Below are 15,300 nucleotides of genomic sequence, written 5' to 3'. Positions count from 1 at the left end.
CGTCAGCGGGGCGTCGGCGCCTCCGTGGGGATCGACCGCACAAACCCCTTCAGTGGCCGGTCGTCCACTCCGAGGGCGACCAGGACGGCCGGCCAGTTCGAATCTCTTTGCGCGCCAGCGCCATCGCGCCCCGCCTGGGTATGCCGCAACTCGCGTGTCGCGCCCACAGCTCGAGCGAAACCCGCGAGTTGCTCGGCCAGTGCCCGGCCGGTCTGGGTCCGGTTCGGGCGGCGCCGTGCCGAGTAGCGGAAGGCGAAGCCGAGAATGACGAAGAGTCCGGCCACGGCATACAGAGCCAGACTGAACGTCCAATAGCCGGCGATGAGCAGGCGGGTGGAGAAAGCGGCGCAGATCGCGCCGAGCGTGAAGGTCGTCGCGGCATACAGGCGGGGCCCATAACTCGTATAGTCGGGGCGCCCCGTGAACCAACCCTGTTGTGTCGCATCGGCATAGAGCGCACTAAGCGCCCAGTCCCGCCATTCGAAGCGCGTGTTGCGGCCCTGAACAATCCGCAACAGCCGGCGCTGAAACTCACTCTCCGGAACCCGCCCTTCGGCCTGTACCGCACTCGCGCGACCGTCCGTGTCGATACGCACGAAGCCCTGCGACTCCAGGTCGAGCAGGCCCGCCGCGATGGCGCGCTCGGGACTGCCGTCGTGCAAGAGAACCGCCATCTGCTCGGGCCGCAGATCGGCGGGCAGATCGAACTGGACGACGGCATCGCGCACCCGGTCGCTGACCCGCGCGCTCGGATCGTCTTGCAACGGAAGCAGATTGCGCGGGGTCACCAACGACTGATCGTCCCGTCCGGCCAACCGGGCGTGCGTGATGAGCGGGATGAGCAGCAGCGCAGCGGCCACCGCGCAGCCCGCCGCGATGAGCAAGGCCCAGGGCAAGAAGTCGAGGACTTCGGGGCTGCGCAGAACCTCTCCCCACGGCTTGTCGGCAGTCTGGATGACCAACTCAGTTCGCCCCGTGTGCGGCCTCTTCCACCAGCGTGCGCGAGCTGATCGCGACGATGAGCGGAATGGCGACGGTCGCCCCCACCGCGGGGATAGCGACACCGGAATCGTTGATGAAGAAGCCGATCGTCATGACGACCAGCCACGCGATCAGGCCCGGCCGCAGATAGGGCACCCGCTCGAAGGATCGGTGCAGTGACCGCGACCCCCACGAGGTCGGGCGCAAGAGGACAAAGATGACGAAAAAGAGCCCGAACGGCACGAGCACCGTCAGCGGGCTGCTGATGAGGATGCCCCAGTTTTGCTGGGCCTTGCGGATGATGATGTCCAGCGCACCGCCGCTGCCGATGGTGTCGAAGAATCGGCCGAGGTGGCTCTGATCCTGCGCGGGCCGCAGCGAATCGAGGAAACCCACCAGCAGGAAGAGCCCGGCGGTCACCGCCGCGATGACGGCGGCCCGGCGCACCGTCATACGGATGCCCAGCAGGGCGAGCACAAAGAAGGCCAGGCCCGGGAGGTATGCCGGGGGCCCACCCCCGTCGGCCCCCCACGCGGGGCTGCCGTCGATGACGACCGTCGCGAGACCAATGACCAGCACAGCAGCAAGCGCCGCGCCGCGCCCCCAGCGGCGATTCGCGCAGTGCGCCAAGGCAATTGCCAGCATCAACGATGCCGTCGCGAAGATTGAGAAGGTCACATTGCCCATGCCATAGAAGCGGCCGCCGACCACCGGCTGCAGGCCCATCAGCGAGGACTGCTGCAGCCGCGATCCGGTCATCACATCGACGGCGAGCACGAGCATCGTCGCCCCGCCGACGACCGCGACTGGCCCCATGAGCGTGCGCCCCCACGGCGGCAGCAGGGCGGCACCAGCGATGAGCGCCACGAACAGGGCGACCGATCCGACAATCGCCGGCAGCGGGTGCGCCGAGCGCCACCACGGGATCAGGTTGGCCAGGAAGGTCGCCGCCGGCACGCTGGCGGCAACGACGCCGACCACGCGCACGATCGAGACCAGCCGCAGCCGCTGCGCCACCGAGCCGCGCTCGCGCGCCCACACCCGCCAGGTGAGCAGATAGATGAGCAATTGGGCGAGGATCAGGCCATAGAAAAAGATCGGCACGAGCGGGTGGATCTCGTGCGACGCATCGTCGACGTCATTGAGATGCACCTGCCGCTGCGCGACCGCTTCCGCGGAGGTGCTTCCGGGATTGCGCGGGGCGAGCAGGGCGCCGCCCATTCCCGCGGGCACCTGGGCCTCGACCAGCCGCAGGATCGTCACGGTGAGGTCCTGACTCTGCGCGAGCCCGGGCTGCCGCGTCGAGGGCGAATAGAGCTCGCCGGGGCCATAGTCCGGGCCGCGCACCACGATCGGCCGCAGCCGCGAGCCGACGCCGGCGTCCGACAGGCCCGCCAGGATCAGCGTCTCGTCGCTGGCCCGGGCTCGCTCGACAAGGCCGACGCGACGAGAAATCTCCGCGAGTTGCGCCGCGACATCCGCCTCCGGCCGCGCCTCCCCGGCGGCCAGGTCGGCGGGATCGCGCACCGACCCCACGTCGACGAAGACGACCCGGGCCTCGCCCATCGCCTTGCGCATCTCGAACTGACTCGCGCTCGTCCAGTCCACGACGGCGTATGCCGGGACTCGCCCCTGCGTGTCGGCCGCGGCGATCGCGGCACCGGGCCCGATGGCCGCCCTGGAAACCCCCGCCGTGTCGAGTTGCGTTCCCAGCAGCCCCGGTTCGGCATCGAAGCGCAGGGAGTGCGCCGCCGCGACATAGGTCGCCCACTCCGGCACCGTGATCGCGCCATTGTCCGTGGGCTGCGGAATGGCGGGGCAGGGTGCGCTCGTGGGACGAAGCGCCGCGCCGTCGGCACTGGGCGCCGCCGCGCGCTGCCCGGCGGACAGGCTCAGCCAGCCATCGACCGGGCAGGTGTTGGGATTGACCGATCGCACGCTATTGGTCGTGGAACTGCCCGCGGCCAGCAGCTCCCACAAGGCCGGCGTTGCCTCCTGCGAGACCTGCGCCCAGGTGAAGCCGCCGGTCCCGACGACGATCAGCCGATCGGCCACGGGATCGGAGGCGGCGGCGGGGGCGGGAGCGGTCGGCATACCCATGACCACGGCCAATCCGAGCCACGCGAGCAGCCGGCACCAGAGGGCGGCGCGGCGCGGCCGGGGCGGAATCGTCACCGCCCAAGGCTACGGGCGACAATTGGCCGGTGCCGAACCCTGCGACCTCACACCACCGCGCCCCGGCGTGGCACTGGGTGCTCGCGACGGCGCTGATTCTCGCGGCAGCGAGCATCCCGGTCCTGCGCTTCCTCATCTTCTGGCCCAAGGACCAGTGGCAGGTCGATGTCGAGGTCTATCGCGAGGCAGGCGTCTCCATCCTCATCGGGCGGCCGATCTATGACGCGATGACCGAGGCGCCGCAACTGCTGCCCTTCACCTATCCGCCGTTCGCGGCGATCCTCGCGATTCCGCTGGCCCTGCTCCCATTCGGGGTGGTCGGGTGGCTCTGGACGGTCGCCCAAATCGCCGCGACCACCGGGATCGTTTGGTATGCCGCATACCGGCTCATCCACACCGGCCCCGGCGGGGCGGCCCGCCCGCTGATCCTCGGGGCGCTCGCGGCGCCGATGTTTTGGCTGCATCCGGTCGGCGACGGTATTCGCTTCGGCCAGGTCAACGCCTTCATCGTGCTGGCCTGCCTGATGGACCTGCGCCGCCCGCGGCCGCGGCTGCTGCGCTCGATCGCCCCTGGGGTGCTGGTCGGGCTGGCGATGGCGATCAAGCTGACGCCCGGCGTTTTCCTCATCCACTACCTCGTCACCAAGCGCTATCGCGAGGCGGCCGCCGCGGTGGCTACGGCGGCGGGCACGTGGATCGCCGCCGCCATCCTGCTGCCCTCGGCCTCCCTCGCGTTCTGGGGTGGCGCCCTGCAGGACCCGGCCCGGCTGGGCCCGAATATGGGGACCTCCAACCAGTCGATCCGCGGCGTCCTGATGCGGCTCGGACCGGACGGGGTCGCGGGCAGCGCCATCTGGCTGGTCTGTGTCCTCGCGGTCGGCGCCTTCGGCTTCGCCCTCGCGCGCCGCGCCTATCTCGCCGGGGACTCCATCACCGAGGTCGCCGCCGTCGGTCTCATGGCCTGCCTGCTCTCACCCGTCGCGTGGATTCATCACTTCCACTGGATGGTCGTCGTCGTGCTCGCCATTCTCGGCGCCCAGCCCTGGCGGGACCGCCGCCGCGCCTTCGCCGCCGCGCTCATCTGGGTGTGGTTCACCTGCCGACTGCCGTGGTGGGGGATCTCGTGGATCGCTAACGACTGGCCCCCAGAGGTGATCGGCCGGATCCTGCAGAATGCCGATCTGGCCGGCGCCCTGCTCGCCCTCTGGCTCATGCACTGGGCGCTCAGGCGCTCAGCTCCGGGCCGGCCGGGCGCCCTCAGCCCCGGACCAACTCCACCAGCGTCAGGAGCGCGAGGAGCAGGCATACGCTCGCGCCGACCCGCCGGATCGTCGCCAGGCGCATCCGCTTGAGCAACTGGCGCCCGAGCGCAGCGCCGAGCGCCGAGATCGTCGCCAGCGCCAGGAAGGCGCCGACGCCCACCGACAGCGGGTCCTGATAGCGCGCCGCCAGCGAGGCGGTCAGCAACTGCGACAGATCGCCCCACTCGGCGAGGAAGAGCACAAGGAAGCTCGCGCCGATGGCCCGGAAGCCGGTCGCCGGGCCGGCGACCTTGGCCTCGAACTCCTCCTCAACCTCGGCCTCCTCCGCATCCGCCTGTCCCGACCCGCGGAAAAGCAGAACGGCCCCCAGCAGGAACATCGCCGCCGCGACGGCCTGCACCGGGCGGTGCGGCAGTTGCGCGACCAGCCCACCGAGGGTGACGGCGACCAGGGTCTGGACGGCGAAGGCGGCCGTGACCCCGATCCACACCATCAGCGGGCGGTAGCGGGTCGCGAGCACCAGCGTGGCGATGAAGGTCTTGTCCGGCAGTTCGACCGGGAAGATCAAGCCAAAGACGATGGCGGCGGTGACGAGGCTGAAAGTCATGGCGAGGTATGAGGTTACGCGCCTGCCGAGAAGCCCCTCGCTGCTCATCCGCACACCGGACCGACCGAGAGTCAGGTGCCCGAGCGGCCTACGCTGCCCCCGTGACACGCTTCGGCTACTTCGGCCCGTCGGGCACCTTCACCGAGATGGCGCTGCTCGACTGGCCGGCCGCCCGCGGAGCCGAGCATGTCCCCTTCGCCTCCGTCGATGCGACCCTCGCCGCGGTGCGCGCCGGGGAGGTCGAGGCGGCGATGGTCCCGATCGAGAACTCCGTCGAGGGCGGCGTCACCGCGACCCTTGACGCCCTCGCGAGCGGCAGCCCGCTGATCGTCGTGGGCGAGCGGCTGGTCAAGATCCGCTTCGTGCTCGCCGCCCGCCCGGGTATGACGCTCGCGGACATCGCCACCATTGGCACCCACTCGCATGCCTGGGCCCAGGTCCGCGGCTGGATGACCGCGAACCTGCCGGACGCGACCTATGTCCCGACACTGTCGACGGCCTCGGCCGCCACCGACCTCGCGCCCGGCGGCGAGGGACGCCACGACGCCGCGGTCTGTGCGCCAGTCGCCGCCGAGCAAGCCGGGCTGCAGGTGCTCGCCGAGGACATCGGCGACATCAAACGCGCCGTCACCCGCTTCGTGCTCGTCGCCCGGCCCCATCACATCCCCGCGCCCACGGGGGCCGACAAGACCACGCTCGTGCTCTTCCAGCGCACCGATATGGCGGGTGGCCTGCTGAGGTTGTTGGAGCAGTTCGCGACGCGCGGGATCAATATGACGCGCCTGGAGTCGCGTCCGACCAAGCACTCGATGGGTGACTACTGCTTCTCCGTCGACATCGAGGGCCACGTCCTGGACGAGCGCGTCGGGGAGGCGCTGACCGGACTGAAGCGGGTGTGCGCCGATGTGGTCTTCCTCGGCAGCTATGCCCGGGCCGATCAGGCGCGCGCCGAGGTCGCGCCCTACAACTCCGATGACGACTTCCGTGCCGCCGACCGCTGGCTCGGCGCCCTCCGCGACCTCGTGGACTGACCCGCCCCTCGTCTATCACCTGCAGCGGCACCACCGAGCTAACCACCGGCCTACCGCCTGGTATTGGTCGTGATCGCGACCAATACCAGGCGGTAGGCCGGGTGATAGCCGCCGCTGCGAGCCTGGTCCGCGCACCTGCGTCCGCCACGGTGGACGGGGGCGGCGCGGGTTACGCCATGCGGAACATCATTTGACAGGGCCGATTAGGTAAGGCTTACCTTAGCTCTGTTGGAATCCGTCCGGCGCAAGGATTATCAGATGCTCGTCAGCAACGCCCTCGTCGGCTTGCGCGAAGGTCTCGAGGCCTCACTGGTCGTCGTCATCCTGATCGCTTTCCTCGTCAAGACCGACCGGCGCTGGGCGCTGAAGTGGGTGTGGGCGGGAGTGGCCACCGCGGTTGTCCTGTCGGCTGGCCTGGCCGCCCTGCTGACCTATGGCACCCGGCAGTTGTCCTTCGAGCAGCAGGAGTTGATCGGCGGCTCCGCGTCGATCCTGGCGGTGGGCTTCGTCACCGTGATGATCTTCTGGATGAGGAAAGCCGCCCGAACCATCTCCGGTGAGCTCAAGGGGTCGATGGACCGCGCGCTCGATGCCGGCGGCCTGTGGGTCGCTCTCGTCGGCTTCCTCGGCGTCGGCCGCGAGGGCCTGGAGACGGCGATCTTCTTCTACGCCACCGCGCAGGCCGCGGGCTCCGGCACGAGCCAGCCGCTGATCGGCTGGGTCGTCGGCATTCTCGGCTCCATCGTGATCGGCGTGCTGATGTATCGCGGCGCCATCCGGTTCAACATCGGGTCGTTCTTCCGCTACACGGGAATCTTCCTCGTGCTGGTGGCCGCGGGGATCCTCGCCTATGGCCTGCACGATCTGCAGGAAGCCGGTTTCCTGCCCGGCCTGCACTCGCTGGCCTTCGACATCAGCCACATCATCGAGCCCGGCGGCTGGCTCGGCACCTTGCTCAAGGGCATCCTCAACTTCACCCCGGCCACGACTTGGCTGCAAGCGATCGCCTGGACGGCCTATGTCGCGATCGTCATGCCGCTCTTCCTGCGGCCGGTGGCGAGCCCGCCGGCCCCGGCACCCGCGCGAGACGCCCGCGTCGCCGCCTGATCCGCATACCCCCTGCCCGATTAGTTCTCAGGAGTTCCGTCCGTATGTCTGCACGCCTCACCACTCGCCCCGCCCTCGCCCTCCTCGGGGCGGCCGGCTTGGCCCTGACCGGCTGTGGCGGGTCATCCTCGCCGAGCGGATCCGGCTCCGCGAGCGGCGGACCGATCACCGTCAACGCGACCGACACGGAGTGCCAGGTCTCGACGGCCACGGCGCCCGCGGGCACCATTACCTTCAAGGTGACCAACACCGGCACCAAGATCAATGAGTTCTATGTGTATGCCGAGGGCGACCGGATCGTCGGTGAGGTCGAGAACATCACGCCCGGCATCTCCCGCGACTTCCACGTTGAGGTCACCGAACCAGGGACCTATCAGACGGCCTGCAAGCCGGGCATGGTCGGGGACGGCATCCGCGCGGCCTTCACCGTCACGGGTGATGCGCCCGCGGCCAAGACCGACGACGAGGACCTCAAGACGGCCGTCACCGGCTACTCGCGCTGGGTTAACAGTCAGGCCGACGAATTCCTCAAGGAGACAACGGCTTTCGTCGCGCTCGTCAAGGCGGGCAAGGTCGAGGAGGCCAAGGCGGCATACCCGCACGCGCGGTCCTATTGGGAGCGGATCGAGCCGGTGGCGGAGTCCTTCGGCGACCTCGATCCGATGATCGACGGCCGCGAGGATGTCACGGCTGAGGGCATGGAGTTCACCGGCTACCACCGGCTTGAGAAGGACCTGTGGGTAGATGGCCTGCAGAAGGACTCCAACGCCATTGCGGACAAGCTGCTGGCCGACGTCACCGAGTTGGTGACCAAGGCCAAGTCCGTGGAGCTCAACCCGCTCCAGCTCGCCAACGGCTCCAAGGCGCTCCTCGACGAGATCGCGACCGGCAAGGTCACGGGCGAGGAAGAGCGCTACAGCCACACCGATCTGTGGGACTTCGAGGCCAACTTCGAGGGGTCCAAGCAGGCTATCGCCGAGCTTCGTCCGTTCTTGGAGAAGAAGGACCCGGACCTGGTCGCAAAGATCGACTCCACCGGTAAGGCCCTCGGCGACCTGCTGGAGACCTACCGCGATGGGGACGGCTTCAAGCTCTACACCGACCTCACCGAGGACGACGTCAAGAAGCTCACCCAGGCGCTCGACGCCTTCTCCGAGAATGTCGCGCAGGTGGCCGGTGTCGTCGCCAAGGCCTGACGGCCACGCCGTAGACCCCTCCCGCCGGGCCGCTGTCGGCTCGGCCCTCGGGGTCGCCGCCGGTGCCGCCGGGGCGTCCCTGATGTATGCCGCCACCCGCAACAGCGGGCACGTCGCCGCTGCTCCGTCTCCGGATTCGGTTGGGGGAGAAGGTGGCCCGGTCGGAACGCCGATCGCCTTCCGCGGCGCCCACCAAGGCGGCATCGTCACCCCGGCGCAGGACCGGATGCATTTCGTCGCCCTCGATGTGGTCTCGGAGTCGGCCGAGGACCTGCGGTCGATGCTCACGGCGTGGACCCGCGCGGCCGAACGCATGACCTATGGCGCGGAGGCCGCCCCGGGTGGCGCCGTCGGCCTCGGACCATATGGCGTGCCCACCGACACCGGTGAGGCGCTCGACCTGCCGCCGGCGAATCTCACGATCACGATCGGCTACGGCCCCAGCCTTTTTGAGCGCTTCGGTCTGGCCGGGCGCAAGCCCGAGGCGCTGCACGACCTGCCAGCCTTCATGGGCGACGACCTTGACCCAGCCACCTGCGGTGGGGATATCTGCATCCAGGCGTGCGCGGACGACCCGCAGGTGGCCGTGCACGCGGTCCGCAACCTGATCCGGCTCGGCTTCGGCGTCGTCGCGGTGCGCTGGAGCCAGCTCGGCTTCGGCCGGACCTCTTCGACCTCGGTCGCGCAGAAGACGCCGCGCAACCTCTTCGGCTTCAAGGACGGCACCAACAACGTCAAGGCCGAGGACGCCGAGGGCCTTGCCCAGCACGTGTGGGTGGCCCCCGAGGATGTGCCCGGTGGGGCGGCCTGGATGGCCGGCGGCTCCTATCTCGTCGCGCGGCGCATCCGGATGCATATCGAGGTCTGGGACCGGACGAATCTGCAAGAGCAGCAAGACATTTTCGGTCGCGGCAAGCTCGAGGGCGAGCCGCTCGGGGCCAAGAAGGAGTTCGACGCGATTAACTTCGCGGCCACCCGGACCGATGGCCAGCCCGCCATTCCCATGGCCGCCCACATCCGCCTCGCCCACGCCGACAACCTCAATGGCGTGCGCATCCTGCGCCGCGGCTACAACTTCACCGACGGCTCCGACGGCCTGGGCCACCTCAACGCCGGCCTCTTCTTCGTCGCCTTCATGCGCGACGCGCACGCCCAATTCGTCCCGATGCAGCGGGCGCTCGCGGCCAAGGACGTCCTCAACGAATACATCGAGCACACCGGCTCTGCGCTCTTCGCCTGCCCGCCTGGCCTGGCCGACGGCGCCGACTGGGGCACCCAGCTCTTCGGTTGATCTCCCGAGATTACTCGGGCAGGCAGCGGTCCGGCAGGACGAACCAGCGCAGGCCAGCGAAGTCCTCGGCATCCGCGCGGTGCCGTATTAGGTCCGGCGCGTCCGTGGCCGCGAGCAGTTCGCGGGCCTGCTCCTGATAGCCCGCCAAGGCCCCCGGCGGGGCGGTGGTCGCGTGGCTCGGCCAGGTCATCGTGCCGTCCGTGGCGTACGAGATGTCGCTCAATCGCAGCGGCGGCTCGACCGGCCCGAGCCGGTGGCGCCACAGCCCGGTCAGCGGCTCGAAGCGGTAGTCGCCGAGCAGCCATGGGGCATGAAGAGCTCCCCGCTCTTGTCGCGGGGGCTGCTCCGGCCACGGCAGGTCGTCTGGTGCTGGCTGGCGAGGACCTCAGTGCGGCCGGCATCGGGGAACGCATCGCGCGCGGGATCAGCATGGTCCCGGGCAATCGACAGCGTGATGGCGTCTGGCTGGACGCTCAAGCGAGTGAAATCTCGCGATCCTGCCGGACACGCGCTCCTCGTCCCTGGCGCGCCGCCGGCGGGGCGTGGAGGTCACCCGGGCGGGTGATGCCATGCGCCGATTCGGCGTGCGTCCGCCGGATCCGACGGCCCGGGTCGGGCAGTTCTCCGGCGGCAATCAGCAGAAGGTTGTGCTGGCGAAGTGGATGGACCACCAACCCACCGTCCTCGTGCTGGACGAGCCGACCCAGGGCATTGACGCAGGCGCGAAATTCGATGTGCTGCAAACGATTTGCGACGCTGCGGCGGCGGGTGCGGTGGTCCTGATCGCGTCCGGCGATTACGAACAGTTGGCGCATATCTGTCACCGCGTGCTGGTTCTGCGCCTCGGCGCAGTGGTCGCCGAACTCTCGGGTGCTGAGCTGACGGAGACGAGTATCGCCGCGTGCGCACAAGGCGCCACCGGCTAGGCCGTGCTGCGAACGTCGTGGGGTGTCCCAGATCTATTCGTCCTGGGCGTCGACCCAGGCGTCGATCTCGCTCCATCGGTCCGCGAGCCACGTCTCGATGGCGGCGGGGTCGCGCGGGACGTCGGTGGCGGCATACGTCCAGGTCCGCACGAGGAAGGGCCGATCGAAGGGGAGTGCGTTGTAGATCGCTCGGGGACTTGTCAGCCGGCCCAACCCGGCATGCGCCACGATCATGACATCGGCGTCGGGCCGAGCCATCAACGTCGCGATTGCGCCTTTGGTCTTGGGCGGCAAGACATTTCGCAGTCGTTCTGCCTGTCGCAGCCGGGCTTGCTGGCCGGCCGCACGCAACCGCTCGATGCGCCGGTGACGGCGATCCGGCGTCCAGTTCTCGCCCTCCGGGAAGATCAGCAAGGCGTCCTTGGGAGCCAGGGAATCCGCGAGCCGGCGCACCCCGAGCAGCCGGTCGTCGCCGGCGCCGGATGCCGACGGCACAAAGGAGGACCCGAGACGCGTGAGCACCAAATCGAGGCCGGGATCCCAGCGCAGGGCATCGGCGAGCACGATCCGTGGCAGGCGCCCGGCGGTGCGTGAGAGCAGCCAGGCGACCGCGACCGAGTCGGCCGGTCCGGCGTGCCGGGCGAAGGAGATCAGCGGTCGGTCCGGCTCGCCGAAGTCCATTACGGCATCCAGACGCACCTCAAAACCCACCCACTTGCGGGCCAGACGCATCACGGTGTCCAGGACATCGACAAGCAATTTCTCGTGGTCAGCCTGCCACTGCGGCCCGCTGCCCAGCGGCTCCTGCACACGCAATCGCCAACAGCCCCACAGCAGTTGCTGATCTAGCCATACGACGAGCAGCAGCATCCCAGTGGCCCGGAAGAGTCGGGCGCGCCGGTCCACCACCGACCACAGCGCGCCAGCCACCAGCACCGGAGCGGCGACGAAGGTCACCGCGATCGCGACGACCGGCCACACCAGGCGCAGCAGTCGCCGGACAAAGACCGGTGGTGGTTTGATCCCGCCCATCGCCATCGCGATCAGTCCTGCGCGTCGAGATAGTTCGTGGACGCGTCATATGCGGCGTCCATGCGATCACGCATCTTGCGGCCGCGTGCTTGGGCTAGGGAGACCGTCGGCGCGCCACTGGCACCGCTCGGAAGGACATGCAGCGCAATGGAATCGGGCACGCGCGTGATCTCCTCTACATAGCGGTGCCGGCGCGAAATCTCGAAGGCCACCGCGGCGACGTCCCAGGGCGCGCGCGGCACCGCGAGCCCTTGCTCGACCCGTCCCACCTGCAGAACATAGATCTCGTCAGCCCCGAGGTCGATGGCGCGACCAACGGGGATCGAGTGCACCAGGCCGCCGTCGAGGTAGTGCGATCCATCGATGGCGACCGGGGGGAAGAGCCCCGGCACCGAACATGACGCGAGCACCGCGGGCCGAATCGGGCCGTGGGAGAACCACATTGCGCTGGCGTCCTCGAGGCGCGCGGCCACGCACTGAAAGGGCACGTTCAGGTCTTCGATGCGCTCGAGCGGGAGGTAGCGGTCGATGACCGTCGCAAGGGGGGCATGCGTGAGCAGGTGCGTGGGATTGCGCGCGATGCGGGCGGCCTTGCGGACCGGACGCTCCCACAGCACGCCCTCGCGCACGACTTCCTTCCACACCTCCGCCAGCCGCTCCGCTCCCTCAACGCTCGGGTCGGCCGCGATGAAGGCCCCATTGAGCGCGCCGATGCTCGTTCCCACCACGAGATCGGGAACGATCCCCGCCTCGGCGAGCGCGCGCACCATACCTACCTGCGAGGCACCCAGCACACCCCCGCCGCCGAGGACGTATGCCGTGCGAGAACCCACGAGCCCAGCGTAGGCCGCGAGCTCCTCCTCGGCCTCGGGACCGACGCCTTCTCGTGATGGCGCGGCGAGCCGTGGAGGGGTTAGATGGGTGAATGAGCGCACCCGTCACCGTGATTCTCTTCGGCGCCACCGGAGACTTGGCCAAGCGCAAGCTCATCCCCGGACTGCTCCATCTCTTCCAGTCCCGCCTGCTGGATGACCTTCGCGTCGTCGGCACCTCGCTGGACGAAATGAGCGTTGACGACTTCCGCGATCTGGCCCTGACGGCCATCCGCGAACACAGCACGCGGACGTTGAAGGACGAGGACTGGAACGCCTTCAGCCAGCGCCTCGACTATGTCCCGCTCTCCGCCGGCCCCGACCAACTCAAGGCGGCCGTCCTACGCGCGGAGGAGGAATTGCCCGGAGACAACGAACTGCGGTTGCACTATCTATCGGTTCCGCCGAAGGCCGCCCTCGCGGCGGTGAGCACGATTGCCGCTGCTGGCTTGGCCGATCGCTCGCGGATCATCATGGAAAAGCCCTTCGGCACCGACTTCGCCTCGGCCGTCAAGCTCAATCGGCAGTTGCACGAGGTCTTCGACGAAAGCCAGATCTTCCGGATCGACCACTTTCTCGGCAAGGAAGCCGCGCAGAACATCCTGGCCTTCCGCTTCGCCAACGGTCTCTTCGAGCCCATCTGGCACCGCAACAACATCGACCACATCCAGATCGATGTGCCGGAGACGCTTGGCCTGACCCAGCGCGGCGACTTCTATGAGGCGACCGGCGCCTACCGCGACATGGTCGTCACCCACCTCTTCCAGGTGCTCGCGTTCACCGCGATGGAGCCGCCGTCGGCGCTGGAACCGGCCGCCATCAACCGGGAGAAGACCAAGGTCTTCCGGTCCATGTCTCCCATCGAGCCGACCAATGTCGTGCGCGGGCAGTATGTCGGCTATCGCCAGGAGCCCGGGGTCGCCCCCGACTCCGAGACCGAAACCTTCGTGGCCCTGAAGTGCTACATCGACAACTGGCGCTGGGCCGGCGTGCCGTTCTTCCTGCGCACCGGCAAGCGGATGGGCGAGGGCGCCCGCATCATCTCCATCGCCTTCAAGGAGCCCCCGCGCTCGATGTTCCCGCCCGGGCCCGGCGTCGGTGACCATGGGCCAGACCACCTGACCTTCGACCTGTCCGACCAGCCGCGAATGTCGTTGTCCTTCTACGGCAAACGACCCGGTCCGGGCTATCGGCTCGACAAGCTGTCGATGCAATTCGCGATGAAGGACACGACCTGGGCGGGCTCGGTGCTGGAGGCCTACGAGCGGCTGATCTATGACGCCGCCCGCGGCGACTCGACGCTCTTCGCCTCCGCCAATGGCATCGAGCGCCTGTGGGAGATCAGCCAGCCGCTGCTCGACAACCCGCCGATCGTGCGCCCATACGACCAAGGCTCCTGGGGCCCGAACCAGATTCACCAGTTGGTCTCGCCCTTCGGCTGGCGGCTGCCCTTCGAGCGCAAGTGGCGCGAGCCGAGCTGACCGACGCTGCCAGCCTCGAGCCGAGCGGGCTTTGTGCACGCGAGCGGGGTTTCTGCCGAGCCGAGCGGGGTTTCTGCCTAGCCGAGCGGGTCTGCTGAACGCGAGCGGCCCTATAGCCCCGCTCGCGTTCAGAAACCCCGCTCCGCTCGGGGCGGGGAGGGGCGTCAGGTGCTGCGGACCAGCAGCGAGCGCGGCGCGATGCGCACCCGGATCTCGCGGGTCTCGCCGATGACATCGCCGTCGAGCTGAACCGCCTGCGGCTTGTCGGTCGTGATGGTCACCGTGGTGGCCGTATGCCGTTGCAGTCGTTCGGTTCTCGTCCCTCGGTGCTGGGTCAGGACCCGCGCGGTGACATTCACCCAGCCAGGAAAACCCTTGGGCGCCAGGATGACGCAGTCGAGCACACCATCGTCCGGTTCGGCATCGGGCATCAGGTTGATGCCGCCGGTGATCCTGCCGCAATTGCCGACCAGCACGGTCTGGGCGAGCACCGAGGTGGCCGGGCCGCCGTCGATCGAGACGTGCGCTTTCAGGCGCGGCCCGAGGAAGTTACGGAAACCTGTCGCGGCATACGCCGGCCAGCCGATCTTGGCCTTCGCCTCCTCGGTCGTCTCCGACATGATCGTCGCGTCCAGACCGACACCGGCCATCACGAGGAAGGCATGCTCGACCGAGGGCGACTCACTCGTGGAGGAATCGCTCGTGGATGCATCCGCTTTGGAGGCGTTGGCAGGAGCGAACGAATCCGGTTGAGCCAGAACGGCATACGCCACGTCGATCGCTCGGTTGCGGCCCGTGCACGCCACGCGAAAAGCTTCGGCAAGATCAGAGACGGGCAACTCCAGATTGCGAGCGAGCAGGTTCCCCGTGCCGCCGGGCAGCAGCCCAAGCGGGGTCGAGGTGCCAGCCAGCGCGCTTGCCACATTGCGGACCGTGCCGTCACCGCCGAGCGAACAGACCAGATCAACGCCCTCGGCGACCGCCGCGCTCGCCTGGCCGGCACCGGGATCTTCTTTGGTGGTCTCGACAATCAAAGGGGCGTCCCAGTCGAGGCCAGTCGCGACGGCGGCGAGCGTGGCTCGCACGGTCGCGAGGTCGTCGAACTTCGTCGGATTGATGATGACCGCGGCCCGCTTCTTGCGCGGCGGCTCGACGGTGGCTTGCCGGAAACTGTCCCGATGCGGCCGAATCCGGGCATGCCGACCAGGGCGGGAGTTGATGCCCAAAAGCACCGCGGCAACAAGCAGGAAGCCGACGAATGCCAGGGCTCCGAGCAGCATCACGGTGTTGGGCACGCGGGTGAAACTACCAGCGTGCCCCGCGCTCCTTAACATGTGTG

General features: G+C 68.8%; 14 protein-coding genes. 7 read left to right on the top strand and 7 right to left on the bottom strand.

Annotation, left to right across the window (positions count from 1 at the left end; all coding sequences use genetic code 11):
• Positions 1-2: 2 nt before the first annotated feature.
• Both ABD225_RS15320 and ABD225_RS15315 read right to left on the bottom strand, forming a co-directional pair.
• Positions 3-962 carry a DUF2207 family protein gene (locus ABD225_RS15320; RefSeq protein ID WP_344087373.1) on the bottom strand — a complete coding sequence of 320 codons (960 nt, stop codon included), beginning with the start codon at positions 960-962 and terminating at the stop codon, positions 3-5.
• 1 nt (position 963) lies between these two features.
• Positions 964-3,156 (bottom strand): alkaline phosphatase family protein, encoded by a 2,193-nt coding sequence (locus ABD225_RS15315; protein ID WP_344087370.1) that lies wholly within the window; start codon positions 3,154-3,156, stop codon positions 964-966.
• A gap of 29 nt (positions 3,157-3,185) precedes the next feature.
• Here ABD225_RS15315 and ABD225_RS15310 point away from each other — a divergent pair, with 29 nt between their 5' ends.
• Positions 3,186-4,508: a glycosyltransferase 87 family protein gene (locus tag ABD225_RS15310; protein ID WP_344087367.1), complete on the top strand. Its 1,323-nt coding sequence runs from the start codon at positions 3,186-3,188 to the stop codon at positions 4,506-4,508.
• On the opposite strand, the gene ABD225_RS15305 is transcribed toward ABD225_RS15310, so the two are convergent.
• Positions 4,414-5,025 carry a TMEM165/GDT1 family protein gene (locus ABD225_RS15305; protein ID WP_344087364.1) on the bottom strand — a complete coding sequence of 204 codons (612 nt, stop codon included), beginning with the start codon at positions 5,023-5,025 and terminating at the stop codon, positions 4,414-4,416. The two genes, ABD225_RS15310 and ABD225_RS15305, sit on opposite strands and share 95 nt — an antisense overlap.
• Positions 5,026-5,126: 101 nt before the next feature.
• Here ABD225_RS15305 and pheA point away from each other — a divergent pair, with 101 nt between their 5' ends.
• The 4 genes from pheA (at position 5,127) to efeB (ending at position 9,650) form a co-directional block, all read left to right on the top strand.
• Positions 5,127-6,056 (top strand): prephenate dehydratase, encoded by a 930-nt coding sequence (pheA, locus tag ABD225_RS15300; RefSeq protein ID WP_344087361.1) that lies wholly within the window; start codon positions 5,127-5,129, stop codon positions 6,054-6,056.
• A gap of 258 nt (positions 6,057-6,314) precedes the next feature.
• The gene (efeU, locus tag ABD225_RS15295) at positions 6,315-7,163 is read left to right on the top strand and encodes an iron uptake transporter permease EfeU (RefSeq protein ID WP_344087358.1); all 849 of its coding nucleotides are present in this window, start codon (positions 6,315-6,317) and stop codon (positions 7,161-7,163) included.
• Positions 7,164-7,207: 44 nt separating this feature from the next.
• Positions 7,208-8,359, top strand: a complete 1,152-nt coding sequence (efeO, locus tag ABD225_RS15290; RefSeq protein ID WP_344087355.1) for an iron uptake system protein EfeO — start codon at positions 7,208-7,210, stop codon at positions 8,357-8,359.
• A complete protein-coding gene (efeB, locus tag ABD225_RS15285; RefSeq protein ID WP_344087352.1) occupies positions 8,340-9,650 on the top strand; it encodes an iron uptake transporter deferrochelatase/peroxidase subunit in 1,311 nt (436 codons plus the stop codon). Before efeO ends, efeB begins: the two co-directional genes overlap by 20 nt.
• Positions 9,651-9,660: 10 nt before the next feature.
• Here the strand turns inward: efeB and ABD225_RS15280 are convergent, their stop codons facing one another.
• Positions 9,661-9,873, bottom strand: a complete 213-nt coding sequence (locus ABD225_RS15280) for a hypothetical protein (protein ID WP_344087349.1) — start codon at positions 9,871-9,873, stop codon at positions 9,661-9,663.
• A 319-nt stretch (positions 9,874-10,192) separates the two neighbouring features.
• On the opposite strand from ABD225_RS15280, the gene ABD225_RS15275 reads away from it, so the two are divergent.
• Entirely contained in the window at positions 10,193-10,576 is a 384-nt protein-coding gene (locus tag ABD225_RS15275) for an ATP-binding cassette domain-containing protein (protein WP_344087346.1), read from the top strand.
• A gap of 33 nt (positions 10,577-10,609) precedes the next feature.
• Here ABD225_RS15275 and ABD225_RS15270 read toward each other — a convergent pair whose 3' ends face one another.
• Together ABD225_RS15270 and ABD225_RS15265 are read right to left on the bottom strand one after the other, a co-directional pair.
• The gene (locus ABD225_RS15270; RefSeq protein WP_344087343.1) at positions 10,610-11,614 is read right to left on the bottom strand and encodes a 1-acyl-sn-glycerol-3-phosphate acyltransferase; all 1,005 of its coding nucleotides are present in this window, start codon (positions 11,612-11,614) and stop codon (positions 10,610-10,612) included.
• Positions 11,615-11,619: 5 nt separating this feature from the next.
• Positions 11,620-12,441, bottom strand: a complete 822-nt coding sequence (locus ABD225_RS15265) for a patatin-like phospholipase family protein (protein WP_344087340.1) — start codon at positions 12,439-12,441, stop codon at positions 11,620-11,622.
• A gap of 92 nt (positions 12,442-12,533) precedes the next feature.
• Here ABD225_RS15265 and zwf point away from each other — a divergent pair, with 92 nt between their 5' ends.
• Positions 12,534-13,961, top strand: coding sequence for a glucose-6-phosphate dehydrogenase (zwf, locus tag ABD225_RS15260; protein ID WP_344087338.1), 1,428 nt, complete (start codon positions 12,534-12,536; stop codon positions 13,959-13,961).
• A 164-nt stretch (positions 13,962-14,125) separates the two neighbouring features.
• Here the strand turns inward: zwf and ABD225_RS15255 are convergent, their stop codons facing one another.
• Entirely contained in the window at positions 14,126-15,256 is a 1,131-nt protein-coding gene (locus ABD225_RS15255; protein WP_344087335.1) for a diacylglycerol/lipid kinase family protein, read from the bottom strand.
• Between the last annotated feature and the right edge of the window lie 44 nt (positions 15,257-15,300).

The organism is Nostocoides veronense (assembly GCF_039531185.1).
GTDB lineage: Bacteria > Actinomycetota > Actinomycetes > Actinomycetales > Dermatophilaceae > Nostocoides_A > Nostocoides_A veronense.
The sequence above is the reverse complement of the archived record's forward strand: the minus strand, read 5'-3'. Positions and strand labels throughout refer to the sequence as shown.

Excerpts from the sequence above, each read along its gene's own strand:
- zwf (WP_344087338.1), top strand. The coding sequence starts at position 12,534 with ATGAGCGCACCCGTCACCGTGATTCTCTTCGGCGCCACCGGAGACTTG.
- ABD225_RS15305 (WP_344087364.1), bottom strand. The coding sequence starts at position 5,025 with ATGACTTTCAGCCTCGTCACCGCCGCCATCGTCTTTGGCTTGATCTTC.
- efeU (WP_344087358.1), top strand. The coding sequence starts at position 6,315 with ATGCTCGTCAGCAACGCCCTCGTCGGCTTGCGCGAAGGTCTCGAGGCC.
- efeO (WP_344087355.1), top strand. The coding sequence starts at position 7,208 with ATGTCTGCACGCCTCACCACTCGCCCCGCCCTCGCCCTCCTCGGGGCG.
- ABD225_RS15270 (WP_344087343.1), bottom strand. The coding sequence starts at position 11,614 with ATGGCGATGGGCGGGATCAAACCACCACCGGTCTTTGTCCGGCGACTG.